Source organism: Fontibacillus panacisegetis (genome assembly GCF_900102215.1).
GTDB lineage: Bacteria > Bacillota > Bacilli > Paenibacillales > Paenibacillaceae > Fontibacillus > Fontibacillus panacisegetis.
Map to the genome: position 1 here is coordinate 41,095 of NZ_FNBG01000018.1, position 17,466 is coordinate 58,560.

16 protein-coding genes, 2 tRNA genes and 1 other annotated feature are annotated in these 17,466 nt (G+C 44.7%); of the genes, 4 read left to right on the forward strand and 14 right to left on the reverse strand.

Features of this window, described 5'->3' with window-relative positions; translation table 11 throughout:
• Positions 1-89 precede the first annotated feature (89 nt).
• The gene (locus BLS49_RS15270; RefSeq protein ID WP_091232245.1) at positions 90-278 is read right to left on the reverse strand and encodes a hypothetical protein; all 189 of its coding nucleotides are present in this window, start codon (positions 276-278) and stop codon (positions 90-92) included.
• Positions 279-414: 136 nt separating this feature from the next.
• Between BLS49_RS15270 and BLS49_RS15275 the strand changes: the two genes are divergently transcribed.
• Positions 415-1,689, forward strand: a complete 1,275-nt coding sequence (locus tag BLS49_RS15275; RefSeq protein WP_091232248.1) for an NAD(P)/FAD-dependent oxidoreductase — start codon at positions 415-417, stop codon at positions 1,687-1,689.
• Between the two features lie 69 nt (positions 1,690-1,758).
• Here BLS49_RS15275 and BLS49_RS15280 read toward each other — a convergent pair whose 3' ends face one another.
• From BLS49_RS15280 to BLS49_RS15290, 3 genes are all read right to left on the reverse strand, one after another.
• Positions 1,759-2,346: a hypothetical protein gene (locus BLS49_RS15280; protein ID WP_091232252.1), complete on the reverse strand. Its 588-nt coding sequence runs from the start codon at positions 2,344-2,346 to the stop codon at positions 1,759-1,761.
• Between the two features lie 366 nt (positions 2,347-2,712).
• Positions 2,713-3,129 (reverse strand): DUF350 domain-containing protein, encoded by a 417-nt coding sequence (locus BLS49_RS15285; protein ID WP_091232255.1) that lies wholly within the window; start codon positions 3,127-3,129, stop codon positions 2,713-2,715.
• A 48-nt stretch (positions 3,130-3,177) separates the two neighbouring features.
• Entirely contained in the window at positions 3,178-5,538 is a 2,361-nt protein-coding gene (locus BLS49_RS15290; protein ID WP_091232259.1) for an endonuclease MutS2, read from the reverse strand.
• Between the two features lie 149 nt (positions 5,539-5,687).
• Between BLS49_RS15290 and BLS49_RS15295 the strand changes: the two genes are divergently transcribed.
• Both BLS49_RS15295 and BLS49_RS15300 read left to right on the forward strand, forming a co-directional pair.
• Positions 5,688-6,050 (forward strand): phage holin family protein, encoded by a 363-nt coding sequence (locus tag BLS49_RS15295; RefSeq protein WP_091232264.1) that lies wholly within the window; start codon positions 5,688-5,690, stop codon positions 6,048-6,050.
• A 170-nt stretch (positions 6,051-6,220) separates the two neighbouring features.
• Positions 6,221-6,592 carry a cupredoxin domain-containing protein gene (locus BLS49_RS15300; RefSeq protein ID WP_091232267.1) on the forward strand — a complete coding sequence of 124 codons (372 nt, stop codon included), beginning with the start codon at positions 6,221-6,223 and terminating at the stop codon, positions 6,590-6,592.
• Positions 6,593-6,666: 74 nt separating this feature from the next.
• Here the strand turns inward: BLS49_RS15300 and zapA are convergent, their stop codons facing one another.
• From zapA to BLS49_RS25535, 4 genes are all read right to left on the reverse strand, one after another.
• Positions 6,667-8,184, reverse strand: coding sequence for a cell division protein ZapA (gene zapA, locus BLS49_RS15305; RefSeq protein ID WP_091232270.1), 1,518 nt, complete (start codon positions 8,182-8,184; stop codon positions 6,667-6,669).
• A 113-nt stretch (positions 8,185-8,297) separates the two neighbouring features.
• Positions 8,298-10,748 (reverse strand): phenylalanine--tRNA ligase subunit beta, encoded by a 2,451-nt coding sequence (gene pheT / locus BLS49_RS15310; protein ID WP_091232272.1) that lies wholly within the window; start codon positions 10,746-10,748, stop codon positions 8,298-8,300.
• A 26-nt stretch (positions 10,749-10,774) separates the two neighbouring features.
• Entirely contained in the window at positions 10,775-11,809 is a 1,035-nt protein-coding gene (gene pheS, locus BLS49_RS15315) for a phenylalanine--tRNA ligase subunit alpha (protein ID WP_091232276.1), read from the reverse strand.
• A gap of 167 nt (positions 11,810-11,976) precedes the next feature.
• The gene (locus BLS49_RS25535; protein WP_281243745.1) at positions 11,977-12,099 is read right to left on the reverse strand and encodes a hypothetical protein; all 123 of its coding nucleotides are present in this window, start codon (positions 12,097-12,099) and stop codon (positions 11,977-11,979) included.
• A 19-nt stretch (positions 12,100-12,118) separates the two neighbouring features.
• Positions 12,119-12,375: a binding site (T-box leader), on the reverse strand.
• Positions 12,376-12,548: 173 nt separating this feature from the next.
• Here BLS49_RS25535 and BLS49_RS15320 point away from each other — a divergent pair.
• Positions 12,549-12,755, forward strand: coding sequence for a YwbE family protein (locus BLS49_RS15320; RefSeq protein ID WP_091232279.1), 207 nt, complete (start codon positions 12,549-12,551; stop codon positions 12,753-12,755).
• Positions 12,756-12,793: 38 nt separating this feature from the next.
• Here the strand turns inward: BLS49_RS15320 and BLS49_RS15325 are convergent, their stop codons facing one another.
• The 6 genes from BLS49_RS15325 to BLS49_RS15350 form a co-directional block, all read right to left on the reverse strand.
• Positions 12,794-13,423, reverse strand: coding sequence for a GyrI-like domain-containing protein (locus BLS49_RS15325; protein WP_091232282.1), 630 nt, complete (start codon positions 13,421-13,423; stop codon positions 12,794-12,796).
• 24 nt (positions 13,424-13,447) lie between these two features.
• A complete protein-coding gene (locus BLS49_RS15330; protein ID WP_091232287.1) occupies positions 13,448-13,729 on the reverse strand; it encodes a zinc ribbon domain-containing protein in 282 nt (93 codons plus the stop codon).
• 60 nt (positions 13,730-13,789) lie between these two features.
• Entirely contained in the window at positions 13,790-14,722 is a 933-nt protein-coding gene (locus tag BLS49_RS15335) for a helix-turn-helix transcriptional regulator (RefSeq protein WP_245742465.1), read from the reverse strand.
• A gap of 101 nt (positions 14,723-14,823) precedes the next feature.
• Positions 14,824-14,897: transfer RNA gene (locus tag BLS49_RS15340), tRNA-Gly, on the reverse strand.
• Positions 14,898-14,934: 37 nt separating this feature from the next.
• Positions 14,935-15,011, reverse strand: a tRNA-Pro gene (locus BLS49_RS15345).
• 262 nt (positions 15,012-15,273) lie between these two features.
• The gene (locus tag BLS49_RS15350; RefSeq protein ID WP_091232294.1) at positions 15,274-17,394 is read right to left on the reverse strand and encodes a putative bifunctional diguanylate cyclase/phosphodiesterase; all 2,121 of its coding nucleotides are present in this window, start codon (positions 17,392-17,394) and stop codon (positions 15,274-15,276) included.
• Positions 17,395-17,466: the final 72 nt, after the last annotated feature.

Here is a 17,466-nt window from a genome sequence, read left to right on the forward strand (position 1 = left end):
CATCAGACGAGTTTGACAGGCTGGAAGGAATATAACTGGATTGTGCTGCATGTTGCTGAACGAAACTTTGAATTTTTTGATGTGTTTGTTTAGCTTAATGTCTGCAGGTGCTTCTCATGACATTGAATATGCTCACTCAGCTCTTGACCAATTTGTGCATTCGTACATACGGAAGCTGCTGCTGTACAGAGCTTGATAAGCGAATCCTCATTCGCTATAGAATCTGCAATGTAATTCAGTTCTTTACTAGAAAGCGGCTGCATTTGCATGAAATTCATGTTGTAATTCCTCCCGGAAAATTGATGTTTTCAGACATAGTGTATCCCTTAAAGTCATGTTTATTATTGATTCATAATCTTAGGGATATACTATTGTCGTACATGTGAACAGCGAGAAGGAGGCCAAGTTCACTATATGAAACTCCATGCAGGGAAATATCTATGGCCCCATTATATGAAGCAAGTCCCAGATTATCCGACTTTAAAACATGATATAAATTGCGACTGTCTGATCATAGGAGGCGGAATAGGAGGGGCACTGTGCTCATATCTCCTAAGCCTCCAAGGCATCAGAGCAGTTCTCGTAGATAAAGGAAAAATAGCAGGGGGCAGTACTCTTGCCAGCACAGGTTTACTACAATATGCGAGCGATAAAATGCTTACTTCCTTCATTCATACCTTTGGAGAGCGAGCTTCGGTTCATTTTTATCGATTGTGTGAGCAAGCCATGCTGAGATTGAAAGAAATCGGATATCATTTACAGCAGCAGCAACCGCCCCTGAAAATAGACAATCCCGTTCCCCATAGCTTGATTTCAGAGCGAGCAACCTTGTATTTAGCCAGTAACCATAGTGATATCAGTCTACTTCGTACCGAATACGAAAATCTTCGAAAGCATGGTTTTACGGCTGAGTGGTGGAATAAAGAAAAAATTGCTGATAAACTCCCATTCCATAGACATGCCGCGATTTACACACAAAACGATGCGGAGATGGATCCATTCGCTTTTGTTCACGCCTTGATCAGCTATGCTGCTACAAAAGGATTGGCCGTATTCGAAAACACACCCATAACTGGTCATACATTTATCGATGATAAAGCTGGAGTTATATGTCGATCACGTAAGGTACAGATTCAGACCAAACATGTAATATATGCCACAGGGTACGAAACACAGGAATTTAAAAAGGATCGCGGCACATCGCTAACTAGCACTTATGTGATCGTAACGGAACCTATAAATTATTCAGATAAAATTGACCCATGGTATGAACGGTGTATGATCTGGGAGACGGCGAGACCCTACTGCTACATGAGAACTACGCCAGATGGACGAATTTTGGCTGGCGGGCTTGATGAACGGCTAAATGGCAAACCACTGACTGAAGGACGGAGATTTCAAAAGAGCAGAGATCTGATGCAAATGGTTCACAATATGATTCCGAATGCATCAAACTTGAATGTAGAATTTTTCTGGGAGGCGGTGTTTGGCGGAACAAATGACGGTCTGCCTTTTATCGGTCCACATCCGAAATACCCCAACTGTTATTTTCTTGAGGGATACGGTGGTAACGGAACGGTCTGCACCATGATTGCGGCAGAAATGATTACAGATATACTAACTGGCAAACCGCGTCCAGATCTCGGCATATTTTCTCTAACCAGATCATTAAAACGCAAAAAGCTATAGCTCTCTGCCTCTAATCCTAACCTGAAGTTAGCTTTGGGGTAAGAAGAGCTATAGCTCTTTAATTTAGACTTACTTTTCGTTATCGCTTATATTTCTTATAAGAGAAATCCGATCATCCTCGGATAAAAAACGACTGACACTAAAACATGCAGAACAAACGTACACGTTGAACTTGGCATTTGTTTTCAGAAGCGCTTTGCTTAAGCCTTCTGGTACAACAGGAGCAAAGTCTTCTCCAACTGATTGGGTTCCTGCGTACAGCATGTATTCCCGGCAATGCGGACACTCCGGTACTTCTTCCTGTCCATCAAGAATTTCTTCGACCCCGGACTCATAAGCGAGCAAATCTCCACCAGCTTCTGTAAAAGCTTCAATCCGCTTGATGGCTCCCAGATGACCACCTTCATCTTCACCCCAAAGACCATGCATAATGTCATGATCGTGTTCATGGTCATGATGCTCATGATCGTGATGATCATCATGATCAGGGCTGTAATCATCATCGTCTTCCAACTCATCTTCGGAAGCCCCAATATTAATATTCAAAGTACGGTAGCCTTTCAGCTCATTGTGACAATAAGGACATTCTTCCTCAGGCCCCAATTCCTCATCCCATACGATTTCTGTTTGACACCATGGGCAAATCGTTGTATCCATTCACAGCCCACCCTTTCTTTTAGAGGTAATTCAAAAAATCAGATTTTGATCACGAGGTTTACCATGAAGTATTTTCGACATCGAATCTTGAATTCAGCTGGCTCATCCGGTGCTCACGTACACAAAACGTACGTTGCGCTCCTCTTCCCCTGCTTCATCCAACCTTCTCGGTTCTGAAAATCTGACTTTTTGAATCTTGATTCATACCGGTAATTCAAAAAATCAGATTTTGATCACGAGGTTTACCATGAAGTATTTTCGACATCGAATCTTAAGCGTTCCATAAGAAGATGATACCGGCAACCAGAAACAGCATGGCGGCTACGAACAATACTTTGACCAAATTTTTCAGCATGCATACTCCCCCTACGTTAAACAGGCTCCGATCACAAATGACACCGATACAGAAACAGCAAGGGATATGAATCCAACCGCAACATTCCCGCCGGCAATTTCCTTGTCAATTCGAAACACCGGTGTCAAAAACTCAAATAATATGTAGGCCCCAAATAATAGTATCGCACCGAAGACAGACAACAACATAAAGTCATAGATAGAAGATTCGGAAGCTGCATATCTTATAACATTACATAGCCCGAAAATTTTACCGCCAGTTGCGAGTGAAACCGCCATATTCCCTTGTTTGATTTCATGCCAGCAGCGATATTTGGTTAACAGCTCAAAACAGGACAAAAATACGATCAGCTCCAGCACTGCAACAGAAAAATATCCTACCATTAATCCGAACGGCTGTTCAAGAAAGAGATCCAATGATACCTTCATGACTTTCTCCTCTCCGTCAATTCAGTCACATCAGTCACATCAATCACTTTAATTAAGCTCAGCCACCGTAACTCCAGTACCGCCTTCACCATAATTGCCTAGACGATAGCTCTTAATATGTTTATGTTTGCGCAAATAATCCGATATCCCGGTTCGCAGGATTCCTGTGCCTTTTCCATGAATAATATAGATCTGTCCCAGGTTGCCAAGATAAGCTTCATCAATGAATCGATCAACCTCAATCAGGGCTTCCTCTAGATTGGCTCCTCGCAAATCCAGTTCGCTGCGGATATTCTCATCTCTAGTCCGCTTGAGATTAGTAACATTACGCTGCTTCGGCTTGTTTTCTGGTGCAGAACCGATCAACTCTAAATCATCAAGTGCAACCTTCATTTTCATAATTCCAAGCTGTACTAATGCTTCTTTCCCAGCCAACTCGACAACAAGACCCTTTTGATTAAGGCTGTATACCATTACTTCATCACCAGGTTCAACTTTCCGTGGAGATTTTGCCGCCTTGCGGGACAATCCGCTCTTTTTACGCTGTGGCTCAGCTTCATCAAGCTGCTTTCGAGCAGCAATAAGCTTGTGTTCTTTAACTGAAGCGCCTTCCTCTTGTGCCAGCTTTCTTAAATCCTCAATAATCTTTTCAGCTTCGCTTCGTGCCTTGGCGATGATGGCCAATGCTTCTTCCTCAGCTTTTTCCAGACGGCGATCTCTTTGCTGCTCCAATTTATCAAGCTCGGCAGAATGACGGCTACGAAGCACCTCAAGTTCTTTTCTTACTTTCTCCGCAGTTTCCCGTTCCTGTTCTGCTACATTCCGATTCTCTTCCAAGGATGCGATCATATTCTCTACTCGCTGATCCTCTTCCTTAACTTCACCGCGCGCATACTCCAGAATGGTAGCTCTCAATCCAAGTCGTTCAGCTATGGCAAAAGCATTACTACGACCAGGAACACCTACAAGTAATCTATAGGTTGGACTTAATGTATTAACATCGAATTCCATGCTTGCATTAATAACACCTTTTCTTTCATAGGCATAGGCTTTCAGCTCACTGTAATGGGTAGTCGCAACCATACGGCATCCAAGTGAATGAATATGCTCCAAAATCGCAATGGCAAGCGCCGATCCTTCTGCCGGATCAGTTCCAGCTCCAACCTCATCAAGCAGCACCAGACTCTTCGGCGTCATTCTCGACAAAATAGAAATAATATTCGTCATGTGGCTCGAGAAAGTACTCAGACTTTGCTCAATGCTCTGCTCATCCCCAATGTCGGCATAAATCGCATCAAATACACATAACTGACTTCCATCCTCAGCAGGCACGAACAGACCTGACATCGCCATCAAGCTCAGAAGGCCAATAGTTTTGAGTGTCACCGTCTTACCGCCTGTATTAGGTCCCGTCACAATGATAGTAGAATATTGGTTGCCCAATTCCACATCGATTGGAACGACTTGCTCTCTGCTAATCAGAGGATGTCGGCCTTTTTTGAGCTTCATAAATCCACGGTCATTCATTCGCGGCAATGTCGCCTTTAATTCTCGTGCTAGACGAGCCTTGGCAAAAATAAAATCAAGCTGTGCCAATACATCACAGTCATACAGCAACAGCTCAGTCTGATCACCAACCAAAGCAGTAAGCTTTTGTAAAATAACTTCAATTTCGCGTTCTTCCCGAAGACGTGTCTCACGAAGCTTGTTATTCATGGCTACAATTGATTCCGGCTCAATAAATAAAGTTGCTCCCGAGCCAGACTGATCGTGCACAATACCGCCGAAATGAGAACGGTATTCCGCTTTAACCGGTATAACAAAACGGTCTCCTCGAATCGTAATCAATTGATCCTGAAGCATCTTGGAAACGGTGGAAGATCGGATCATGGCATCCAGCTTTTCGCGAATGCGCACTTCACCCCCGCGCAGCTCGCGGCGAATCTGTGCCAACTCGCTGCTAGCGGAATCCATGACTTCGGCGCTGTCATCAATACAACGCTTAATAGCATCCTCCAACGGTTTCTGTTCACTCAGATTATCACTTAGCGCAAATAACAGTTCTACAGGTTCCTCTTCGTGAATGCCTGACATATAACGTTTTATCCGACGTGCGCCTTCAAGCGTAGTCGCTATTCCGAGAAGCTCATGTGGATTAAGCGTACCGCCGATGCGTGCCCTTTTAACGGCTGCAGTCATATCGATAATTCCGCCAAAAGAAGGCGATCCCTTAATCCGGTCAACCTTAAACGATTCGTCCGTTGCCTGAAGAAGTTTTTTCACTTCCTCCAGATGAGTGGAAGGACGCAGCGATTCCGCAGCTTGTCTACCCAACGCTGTCTGCGTATATTTTGCTAATTGATCTATAATTTTGTGGTACTCCATCGTTTTTAATATTTTGTCTTCCAAGTACTTTCACAACTCCTCTCGAGCTATGATCTCATTATAACGAAACCGCTCATATTTCGCCATTTCACATGATCGCACATAAGAACATCTACTTTGGAACATTCTAAGCAAGGATAATACCATGCACTTAATAAAGGAGGCCAAGTACCATGCATTTTCTGGGACATGTTGTGCGATTTATCGTCTCAGCCATTGTATTGCTTGTTGTGGGTTGGCTCGTTCCGCAATTCAGTATCGGTGGCTTCGGCAGCGCCTTGTTGCTCGCCATTGTTATCGCTCTGCTGGGTTGGGCCATAGAAGGTGTCTTTGGCAAAAAGGTTACACCGTTTGGACGCGGCATTGTCGGCTTTGTAGCTAGTGCTCTCGTCATCTGGTTAGCCCAGTTCATTGTTTCCGGTGTTTCTGTATCCATCATCGGAGCATTACTTGCAGCCCTTGTCATCGGGATCATCGACTTGTTCATTCCTGTATCAACACCATTTGAAGCAGGTAAGGACAAATCGGATAGGTAGTTACATTTATTATCTGCTGTATAGAGCAGTTCCTTCTTCTTCGGAAAAGGAGCTGCTTTTATTTGGAAGAAGTTCACTAATTATTCAAACCTTACTTCACTGTATTTCCTCCGATCGCGTTATAATATTCTTAAATTTGACACATAATTATTTAATCGCGGAGGATTATTGTGAGAAAAACATTTGCTTTTTTAATTTGTTCAGTACTCCTTGTTGTTCTGTCAGCTTGCGGAACCAGTTCACAAGGCAGTAGCGGTGCATTGACTGGCGTCAAGCCCGAAGCAGAGCTGGTTATCGAAGCGACGAACTTCCAGTTCGATCAAGCCGAATATCATCTAAAGAAGGATGTCCCGGTTGAAATTACATTTAAAAATGCTGAGGGCAACCACGGCATTCTCGTCCCAGGTCTTAAACTCCAATTAAGCGGGAAGAACAACTCAGCAGTCATTATACCTACAGAAGCAGGAGAATATGAAGTATCCTGTTCGATCATGTGCGGCACCGGACATGGTACGATGATCTCCAAAATCATAGTAGAATAGTAAAAACATTCAGGAGCCCTGGTTAATCACCAAGGGCTCCTGCTATCTTTACATGACGTAAAACCTGCACATCGTCAACCCTGATCCTGTTCGATCAATTCAATCCATTCATTATATTCCGTTTGAAGCTTGCTATAATCATTTTTCAAGAGTCGATAATTCTCTTCCAGCTTCTGAACCTGCTCCCGCTCGACCTCACGTTCCACTTGTAGTAGACGATATTCATGGGACACGATTTCATAGCTCTCGGAAATTTGTTTCAATTGCTCTGAAAAGCGTTCTTTTTCCTGCTCAAGCTCATGATTTTCAGTATTCAAATTGAGGATTCGCTCACTTTCAGAAGCACATTCCTGCTGCCAATCACTGATTTGGCGCTGTAGTTCACTCTCCGCGTCCTTCCAGCCAGACAGCTTCTCCTCTGCCAATTCCAGCTTTTCTTTGCAGTCCTGCTCTCGCCTCTCAGCAGCCTGACGCGACTCATCATGCTCCTCCGCGAGTGCGGCATAATCTTGAATATCTTGATCCAATTCTTGAATACGTATGGTAAGCTCATTAATTTCTTCTTCGAGCCGCCGCTTCTCTTGTGATACAGATTGCGCCGAAATGTTAGCCGTATCCAGCTCTTTTCGTACAGAGAGTACCTCTTGCTTAGCCTCATCCAGTTCCTTATGCAGGGCTTGAAGCTCTTCAGTCAGCTTCTCATTACGTTCGGACGCTTCCAGAACATGAATCTCCAAACGACTAAGCTCATCATTTCGCTTTTCGGACAGTTTCTGCCATGATTTTTCGCTCTGCTGAGCGATCTGTAGCTCTGCTCGAAGCTTATCCTCACGCTGTTGCGCATCATTTATTTGTTGTCTCCGCTGCTTACCTTCATCTTCTGCTTTTTGCTGAAGTTGTTTATTCTCAGCCTCACTCTTTTGCAGCAGCTGTTGACTAACTTTATTTTGCTGCTCCAGCTTGGCATTACTATCCTTCAGCTTTTGTTCGGAAGACTTGAGCTCTGCCTCTCTTTGCTGAGACAACTTTAGTTGTTGATGAAGCTTTTCCCGCTCCTCATGCTCTGTTTTTGTATCCTGTTCACTCTTGCGAAGCTTGGCCTGAAGCTGAGAGTTGCTTCCTCTCATTTCAACCAGCTGCCGCTCCAGTTCTTGAATTTTTCCAGATAATTTTCGAGACTCAGCATCCCGTTCTTTTAACGCATTATCCTTTTGCGTCAATTGTTCAGACAGTGATTTCTTATCACTAATCGTTTGATGGTGCTCCTCCTGAAGAGCCTTGTACATATTTTCCTGCTTTTCATGGAGAGCCTGAGTCACCTTAATTTCTTGCGCAAGCCCCGCTTTTTCTTGCTGAGCTGTGGTCAATTCTTCTTGCAGCTTCTCAGCCTTGACAGAATCCTCTGCCATGCGAACAGCTGTCAATACTGCCAGACGCGGTGTATCCAGGTGAGAATACAATTTAGACATCGCACGCATCTGCTCGTCCACTCTACGAGCAACCTGCTTCATATATTCGGCACTACTGCCAACAATTTTATAAGAAGTTCCATAAATATTTACGTTTACACTAATACGATCAGGGGTATCCAAAGCCTTGTGCCTCCTTCAGTCCGCGTTCATCTTAGATGTCTGATAATTATACGAAAGTCACATCGAATCAGTAACTCTTACATTTGATTCGATGTGACTTTGTTTAATTCCTGCTATTTTCTCAATTCTGCGGCAAAAGTTTGTTCCAAGGTTGCAACGACCTTATCATGTACAGCAGTAATTTCTTCATCGGTCAACGTGCGGTCCATATGACGATATACGAGTGACATTGCTATACTCTTTTTGCCTTCTCCGAGCTTGCTGCCCGTAAATACGTCAAATACTCCAACAGACTCCAGTATTTCACCAGCAGTTTCTTTAATTGACGTAATTAACGACCCTGCTTCAACTGAAGTATCCACTACAACTGCGATATCCCGTTCACTAGCAGGGAATCGAGGGAGATCGCGATAAACTACGGTGTTACCTGCATAACGAGATACAGGCTCAAGCTTAATTTCGGCTAAAAATGTATCGTTCAGGTCTTTTTCACTTTGTAATACTGGATGCAGTTGACCCATGATACCGATCCGCTGCTTCCCTTCAGGCACATTTAAAAATATTGAAGCTGAGCGTCCGGGATGAAGTCCTTTTGGTTCATCTGCTTCATAGGTAACAAGATCATTCAGCCCAAGATACTCGAACACACTTTCTAACACACCTTTTAGATCAAAGAAATCAACCTTCTCAGCAGCAGTATTCCAGCCTTTAACACTGCGATCGCCCGTCAAGAGCACCGCGAGTACAGGCATTTCGCTCGGCTGCTTCGAAAGCTTCTCTTCCTTAGCATGGAACACGTTGCCAATTTCAAATAAAGCAAGATCATCAAGCTTGCGATTACGATTATATTGAGTTGCATCGATTAATCCAGGCAGCAAGCTGCCACGAAGCACGCTGCGTTCCTCACTCATCGGCATAGCGAGTTTAATTTCACATTCACCTTCGCTGAGGTTCAAGAACAGATTACGATCTCCTTCTCGAATGAAGGAGTATCCCATCGTCTCCTGTAGGCCGCCATGAACTAGCAGCCCACGAAGCAAACGACGAAGCGCCTGCGATTTAGTGTAGCCTCCAGCCGTTGAAGGTCCTTCGATTTTAGTAGTCGGGATGTTATCATACCCGTACAACCGGGCTACTTCCTCGATTAAATCAACGTCACGGGTAATATCTACGCGACGAGTCGGTACACGAACGTCCAATGCATTTCCTGCCGCATCTCCACTTTCAAAATGCAGACGGGATAAAATTGCTTTCGTTTCCAGCATGGAAATCTGTGTGCCCAAATAATCATTTAATTTATCCAACGATAATGTTATAACCTGTTCTTCAGGCTGCGACACAACAGATTCTACAATCCCTGTTAAAACTTTCCCCCCAGCGATGCTCATCATAAGAGCAGCAGCGCGATCTAACGCAGGAATTACTGCACCTGGATCTACTTCCTTCTCGAACCGTTGAGATGCTTCAGAACGAAGTCCCAAATTTCGTGACGTTTTCCGTACCGAACCGCCATCAAATTTTGCTGACTCAATAATGATATTAGTTGTATTCTCTGTAACCTCTGAATCCAATCCACCCATTACACCAGCGAGACCAACGGGTTTATTTTCTCCATCAACGATGAGCAAAGCACCTGCGTCTAATTGACGTTCTTGGCCATCAAGGGTAACCAGCTTTTCTCCTTCTTTGGCAGCACGTACACCAATAGCTCCACCAGCCACTTTATCAGCATCGAATGCATGAAGCGGTTGTCCATACTCCAGCATGACATAGTTCGTGATGTCAACAATATTGTTAATCGGGCGAACTCCGGCAGCCATCAAGCGATTTTGCATCCAGATCGGAGAAGTTCCAATTTTGACATCAGAGACATAACGAACAGAATAACGGCTGCACAATTCAGGAGTTTCAATTTTTACTTTGATAAAATCCTGTGCTTTTTGACCAACCTCGATCAAATCATTTTTTGGCTTTGGAAGAACGACATCACGGCCCAAAATCGCCCCAACTTCATGCGCAGCACCAATCATGCTAAGGCAGTCCGAACGGTTAGGTGTCAAGTCAAAATCAAGCACCTGATCATCCAGGGCCAACAGTTTCGTAATTGGTGTACCTATGCTAGTATCCTCAGGCAACACCAGGATTCCCTCTTGCTGTTCCTTTGGAAGAAGCTTATCGTTCAGGCCGAGCTCTTTAGCCGAACAAATCATTCCGTGCGACGGAACACCGCGCAGCTTAGCTTTCTTAATCTCAAGACCTCCAGGCATCTTGGCTCCAACCAACGCAACTGGGACCTTTTGACCTGCATCAACATTTTTTGCCCCACATACAATTTGTAAATCTTCCTCTTCTCCTGCATCAACGATGCAGACATTCAATTTATCCGCATCAGGATGCTTTTCCTTGCTTTTTACATAACCTACTACTACTTTGTTGACTCCCTTATTACGAGACTCGATCGAATCGATTTCAATTCCAGAACGTGTAATTCGCTCAGCTAGCTCCGTAATGTCTACTTGATCGAGCGAAACATATTGTGACAACCAATCGGCTGATACTTTCATGTCAAATCCCCTTTCTTATTTCAAAATTATACTCTGGCAAACTGTCCAAGGAAGCGCATATCGTTACTGTAGAAATGACGGATATCATCTACACCGTACTTCAACATAGCAATACGCTCCACACCCATACCGAACGCAAAGCCACTGTATTCCTCCGAATCATAGCCGCTCATTTCCAGTACTCGCGGATGAACCATGCCACTGCCCAAAATTTCGAGCCAACCGGATTGTTTACAAACACGGCATCCATTTCCGCTGCATTTCACACAAGTAACGTCTACTTCAACGCTTGGTTCAGTGAAAGGGAAAAAGCTTGGACGCAAACGAATTTGTGTGTTAGGCCCGAACATTCTACGAGTGAATTCCAGCAGCGTACCTTTCAAGTCGCTCATTCGAATTCTTTTACCAACGACAAGACCTTCGATTTGGTGGAATTGGAATGAATGCGTTGCATCGTCATCATCACGACGGTATACACGACCCGGACAAATAACTTTGATCGGCACTTCCCCCTTCATAGCTTCCATCGTTCTAGCTTGAACCGGGGAAGTCTGAGTGCGCATCAACAGCTCCTCAGTCAAATAGAAGGAATCCTGCATATCGCGAGCCGGATGGTTTTTCGGCAGGTTCATAGCTTCAAAATTGTAATAATCCGTTTCAACTTCAGGACCATCTGCAACCTTATAACCCATTCCGATAAAAATATCCTCAATATCCTGAATTACCTGATTGAGCGGATGAATTGCCCCTTGCTTCAACTTACGACCTGGCAGTGTCACATCTACCTTCTCGGCGGCAAGGCGTTTCTCAGTTTCAAGACGTTGAAACTCGGTTTGCTTCTGTTCAATCAGCGCTTCGATCGCTCCACGTACGTCATTAGCCACTTGGCCAATTACAGGGCGTTCCTCAGTACTTAGAGAACCCATCCCCCGCAAAATTTCGGTGAGAGCCCCCTTTTTACCCAAATATTTGACGCGAAGGTCGTTAAGCTTGATCGCATCTGCTACTTTACCAAGCTGCTCAACAGCTTCATGTTTGAGTGCTTCCAAACGTTCTTTCATGAACATATCCCCCTAATGCTAATTTTAATTTAGTATCTTTGCTGGTTTCAGATGCCTGATTGTTACCCGCGTTACACCATCTTGAGAAATTCCTGCAATTGTGCAGTTTTTTCCCCGTAGTTAGGTTGTTGATAAAATATTCCTGCAAAAATACATTTTTTTCTTGCCTAGTCGCTGGTTACAGCCGTGAAACCTTGAAATTCCTGCACTTTTGCAGGCTTTGGTATAGGTTCGGCAGTTTCAGCTAAAAACTCCTGCATATTTGCAGGTTTTGCCTCATCGCCCAACAAAAAAAGGCCTCTTCTCCCGGAAAGGGACGAAAAGACCGTGGTACCACCCTTGTTAGAGTTTCTTAACCATGCTAAAAACTCTCACTTTGATCGGCATAACGGGCCGCTAGTCCGGTATCCTCTACTGTGCCGCGTAGCCTTTCGGCATACGACGGGGTTCAAGGAACCGCTCAGGAGCGAACTTCGGCAGCCTGGTTCCATAGAGACGCTCTCAATCTTTGACGTCTCCTCCCTGTAAGAAGGCTTCTGCTTACTCTTCTCCATCATCGCGTTTAACACTTTGCATTTTCGACTTATCTGCTATTATATGCAAAGTTTACGCCAATGGCAAGCTTCACCCGAAGAAATTCCGTCCGATTTTTGGAATCAGGGTAACGGTGTGATAAGGTGTATAGAATGATGTGACTACTAATAACTCAATTTGTCAGGATAAGGAGTAGATTTCAGCTATGAACGGTACAATACGTAAAAACATTACCCCCGGTCTTGCCGTGGATATTGTGTTAAAAAAAGACCAGCCCACCGGCCGTTTAACCCGCGGCATCGTCAAGGATATTCTGACCCATTCGCCAAGTCATCCCCATGGGATCAAGGTCCGGCTGCAGGATGGTCAGGTGGGCCGTGTTAAGGCGATACTTCCCGCTCAAGCAGAGTAATTCGCTGCAAAGGCGCGGGCTGCAGCAAATCCAATCGATTATGCCCGCTTGACGGGATGGCGCAATACCGTTTTCATTTTTTCCGGAGCGGTTTTGCGAGGGTCCGACATATAAACCTCATGATGCCGGCGTTCAGGGCCGCAATCATCGACCAGTCCGTTAGCCGCAATGAATTGCTCCATTTTAGCGAGCGAGATCGGCTCGGTGCTGTACGGACCGTTATGCATCAGTTGGACGCACAGCCCCTCCTCATAAACGGCAAGCCTGACGGCGCCGAAGTCAAGCTCCGGCTTCTTTTTCGCCACTTGTATAACCGCTTGACGAAATACTTCCTCCGTCACGAAATCCGGCTGCCGGATCATCGCGGTCCACACCCAATGGTCCCTGTTCGGATCGAACCCTCCTCCGGCGGAATCCCAAAGCCCCTCTAGCGGCGCAACGGAATACTCGACATAACCTTCCGGCGGATATGCACTCCTGTTGCTCATCTTTATTCCATACGACAAAGCGTACAGCACCTGCAACGCATTTTGATAGCCCCTGCTCTCCGGCGCTCCCTCACCGTCCACCATGAAATAACGGATCGGCGGAACCTCGATCAGCGCGGGGTCCTCCTTAGGCAAATAAAGATCTTTATGTCTCTTCTTAAAATCCAGTTTTTCCGCCATAAACTCGTCCTCTTTCACCACGGATCAGGTGTTTTTCCAGCGTTTGAGCGTAGGGAACCAATCCTGCATCATTTTTCTCGCCTGATCCTTGTCCGCAAATATGCCGGAATCGCCGCCGTGTTTAAGGCAAGACTCAATCATTTCTTCCATGGTCTCCTCAGTCGTAAACGCGCCGTCCTTGTAGCAGTAAACGCAATATTCCTGATTTTTTCCGCCATCCCTGTTGCTGCCCAGCACCTCATCGCTTGTCAAAGGCATGCCGCAGCTTTGGCAATACGTTTCTTGCTTTTCATTTGTTATTTCCATTTTCAACACTCCCTTCTTAAATTACTGCTATTGTAGCAGTGATAAGTTGACATCAGCGTGTCATATTAAGAAGGGCCGGCCGTATATTTCAGCAATTTTTTTCGCTTTCTCCTCCAGGATACTGCGAATATGGGGCGGTGATATGACCTTGAGATCTTCGCCAAACGAAAGCAAATGTCCATACACCCACCCGTCTTCCGGGTAGCTCACGAATACCCGATAGCTACCATCCTCATGCAGATGAACGTTAGCCCTGTCAAACTCGTCAAATATCCGAAAGGCCATAGACGGCGAAAATGCCAGCTCCAGATCAACCTTTTGGATTCTCTCCTTCTGGCTGGATTCCTCCAGCGCGGGCACTGCCATTTTTCTCCGCTCAAAAAACTCACCCGTATACTGGAGGTCCTCGATCCGGTTTATTTTAAACGTGCGGAGCTCCCGGCTCTTCAAACAGAAGCTTTGCAAATACCAGGCCCGGTTCTTAAACTGCAGCTTCATCGGCTCCGCCTGCCGCCTGCTTTTTCTCCCATTGGAGCTGTAATAAGTAAACGTGATGACCCGGCATTCCAAAATAGCCGTTTTCAGGAGCCCGAACTTGTCCCGTCCGGCTTCTCCACTGTGCCACTCCGAGAAATCAACATCGATCCAGCCCACTTCTTCCTTGCGGAACAGATTACTCAACTTGGCCAGCACCTGGCCGGTCTGCATGGCATTGGTCGCCTCCAGGCTTTGCAGCCCAAACAGTATCTCATTCTGCTCCGCTTCGGATAACAGCGATGTATTCAACACAAAATCCGGCAACAGGCCGATCCCGCCACCTTTGCCCTTGCTAGCATATACGGGGATGCCCGCACCGCTTAACGCGTCAATATCCCGATAAATCGTGCGCTTGGATACCTCGAAGCGTTCCGCCAGCTCGGCAGCCGTCATCGTTTTGCGCTGCATTAACAGATACACGATCTCAAACAGCCGGTTCATCTGCACGGTAACCATTCCTCCTACCTTGAGTATACCGCATATAAAATATCTAATAAATTTTCGATGTAAAACAACAAAAAAATCCTTACAGCTGTAAGGATCTATCGTTTAAATGATGGAGCGGGTGATGGGAATCGAACCCACGCTACCAGCTTGGAAGGCTGGAGTTCTACCATTGAACTACACCCGCATGTACAGTTTAATTAGGAGATAAGACGTACACATTATGGTCGGGACGACACGATTTGAACATGCGACCCCCTGGTCCCAAACCAGGTGCTCTACCAAGCTGAGCTACGTCCCGATGTCCTATTCATGAGAAACTATCTCTCGTGAAGACAAAATATAGTATACCACCTCCTTAACCTCAGTGCAACATTTTTTACAATACCGAAATATTACATATGTGATTTCTATTTAAGAGGTCGCCTTAATTGATTTCGTTTATAAGTGTTAATGAGTTCGTCTTCACTAAGAGTCGTGTTCGTTCAGAATTAAAAAAAGGTGTTTAAAAGCCAGAATACTAGCTCTTAAGCACCTCTTGCAATCAACTGTTTAACTGATAATCAACCTGCTAGCTGACTAAGAAATTCTGTCTCGAACACTCTCGCTGACACCGGTTTGCTGAACAGGTAGCCCTGGCCTTCATGGCAGTTTTGCAATTTAAGGAATTCAAGCTGATCCTTGTTTTCTACACCCTCAGCTGTCACCTTTAATTTCAAATGCTGGGCCATTGTTGTAATAGTGGACACAATCGCAGCATCATTGCTATCCATCATTACCTCTTTAACAAATGCCTGATCGATCTTGAGACGGTCAATAGGAAGACTCTTTAAGTAATACAGGGAACTATACCCTGTACCAAAATCATCGATACTAATATGTACTCCGAGGCGTTTTAATCCCTCTAATTGATTGAATGCCGTTTCAATGTCCAGAGTCATGCTCTCAGTGACCTCCAGCTCCAAATAACGAGCTTCCAGGCCTACTTCCTTCAGAATCGCATCTACCCGGTCTGCCAGATTGTACTGTCTGAACTGACGCATTGATAAATTAACTGAAATGCATACAGGATCATAACCATCCAGCTGCCACTGTTTATTGTGCTGACACGCCGTCCTTAATACCCATTCTCCAAGCGGAACAATTAATCCACTTTCTTCAGCTAGAGGTATAAATTCACTCGGCGAAATCAACCCGCGTTTTGGATGATTCCATCTTACTAATGCTTCCATCCCGACCATCTTACCGGACAGGAGACTGAACTGAGGCTGAAATTCAAGAAAAAATTCTTCCCTTTCCAAAGCCTTGCGCATATCATTCTCCAACTCTACTCTGGATTGAGTAGCCCGTTTCATAAAGTCCATATATCTTGCAAAATCTTCACCCCTATCCTTCGCATAATGAACCGCCATATCAGAATATTGAATAATTTGATCGACCTCTGCTGCATCATCAGGATAAACAGCGAGTCCCATACTCAATGAAATATGATACTCCGTTTCATCGATTACGATAGACGGATCAAGAGACGCCAGCATTTCGCGGGCACGACTTTCCACTTCAGATGCATCGCTCATTTGAGGTAAAATCATGGCAAAATCATCTTCACCGAGGCGAAAAATACGTTCTTTGTCCAGACACAGCTGAGACAGGCGACCACCAACCTCCATCAGAAGCTTATCACCTGCACTGTATCCCAATGAATCATTAATGGCTTTGAAACGATCAATATTAACTACCGCAACTCCTATGCACAGTTCATCATGGCCATGTGTATTCAACAGTTTATTAAGCCTTTCCTTCAATCGCCGTAAATTGGGAAGCCCCGTCAAATCATCATGATAAAACATATGCTTCATTCGTGCTTCAGCTGCCTGTCTATCAAGCAGCGGCTCTTCAATCGTCAGACGATAAACACCTCTAAGTACAAAATAATAAGAGATTCCAATATACCATTGTCCCAGTACCATAATTAATCCGTTACCAAGCATATGATAATTCATAAGCAAAAGATGTCCCATCATCATAAACATCATCGCGCAAACTACCGTTATAGTTGCAGCAGGGTTATCCTTGCGACTACGATGCACAATAGCAGCCATACCGACAATGTAAAGAAGTAAAGTGCTGCTCCATATTACTCTGCCACTAAACATGGACAAGCTATCACCAAGAATAATAGACAGATCACTCTGATATGTATAAAGCAAACCTATACCAACCGCGCTAAAGATTGCAGTTCCGGCAAATACAGCTATTTTATGTTGTCCCGACACTTGTCGATCAGGCAAGAAAAAAATAATTGACATCCCTGCTGCACATATAAAATGAGAAACAGCCAGAAATGCGAAGGATAGATTAATACCAAATTCAAGACCAAAAGGACGTAATCCACTGATTGTCAAAATATGAAGAACATCTAATATCCCGACAACCGAGAACAAAGCCGCAGAATATAACCGCTGTCTCGACAATTTATCAGCAAACAGAATCCACCCTTGGGCAAAGATAGCAAATGATATTGCTCCACAAAACAAACCAGCCATCAGCTGCAATGTGGAAATAATATCTTGGGGTATCCTCATCTCTCCAATTTCGGAGGCAAGCAGAATTAAACTGAGCATCACTACTAGACCCATTCCGACCTGTAAGGCCGCTTTCTTTTCCTCTGTTCTGATTCTCATATGTCTAAACCCCCGGAGGTAAAAATCTCTGTAATTATATTTCAACACTTTTCGTTCTTTTCCTGCATTTTA

What these genes read in the sequence shown, in the direction of transcription:
- BLS49_RS15325 (WP_091232282.1), bottom strand. Translation starts at nt 13,423, where the DNA reads ATGGCGGAAAAACTGGATTTTAAGAAGAGACATAAAGATCTTTATTTG.
- BLS49_RS15275 (WP_091232248.1), top strand. Translation starts at nt 415, where the DNA reads ATGAAACTCCATGCAGGGAAATATCTATGGCCCCATTATATGAAGCAA.
- BLS49_RS15335 (WP_245742465.1), bottom strand. Translation starts at nt 14,722, where the DNA reads ATGGTTACCGTGCAGATGAACCGGCTGTTTGAGATCGTGTATCTGTTA.
- BLS49_RS15285 (WP_091232255.1), bottom strand. Translation starts at nt 3,129, where the DNA reads ATGAAGGTATCATTGGATCTCTTTCTTGAACAGCCGTTCGGATTAATG.
- pheS (WP_091232276.1), bottom strand. Translation starts at nt 11,809, where the DNA reads ATGAAAGAACGTTTGGAAGCACTCAAACATGAAGCTGTTGAGCAGCTT.
- BLS49_RS15280 (WP_091232252.1), bottom strand. Translation starts at nt 2,346, where the DNA reads ATGGATACAACGATTTGCCCATGGTGTCAAACAGAAATCGTATGGGAT.
- BLS49_RS15320 (WP_091232279.1), top strand. Translation starts at nt 12,549, where the DNA reads ATGAACGGTACAATACGTAAAAACATTACCCCCGGTCTTGCCGTGGAT.
- BLS49_RS15350 (WP_091232294.1), bottom strand. Translation starts at nt 17,394, where the DNA reads ATGAGAATCAGAACAGAGGAAAAGAAAGCGGCCTTACAGGTCGGAATG.
- pheT (WP_091232272.1), bottom strand. Translation starts at nt 10,748, where the DNA reads ATGAAAGTATCAGCCGATTGGTTGTCACAATATGTTTCGCTCGATCAA.
- BLS49_RS15330 (WP_091232287.1), bottom strand. Translation starts at nt 13,729, where the DNA reads ATGGAAATAACAAATGAAAAGCAAGAAACGTATTGCCAAAGCTGCGGC.
- BLS49_RS15270 (WP_091232245.1), bottom strand. Translation starts at nt 278, where the DNA reads ATGAATTTCATGCAAATGCAGCCGCTTTCTAGTAAAGAACTGAATTAC.
- BLS49_RS15295 (WP_091232264.1), top strand. Translation starts at nt 5,688, where the DNA reads ATGCATTTTCTGGGACATGTTGTGCGATTTATCGTCTCAGCCATTGTA.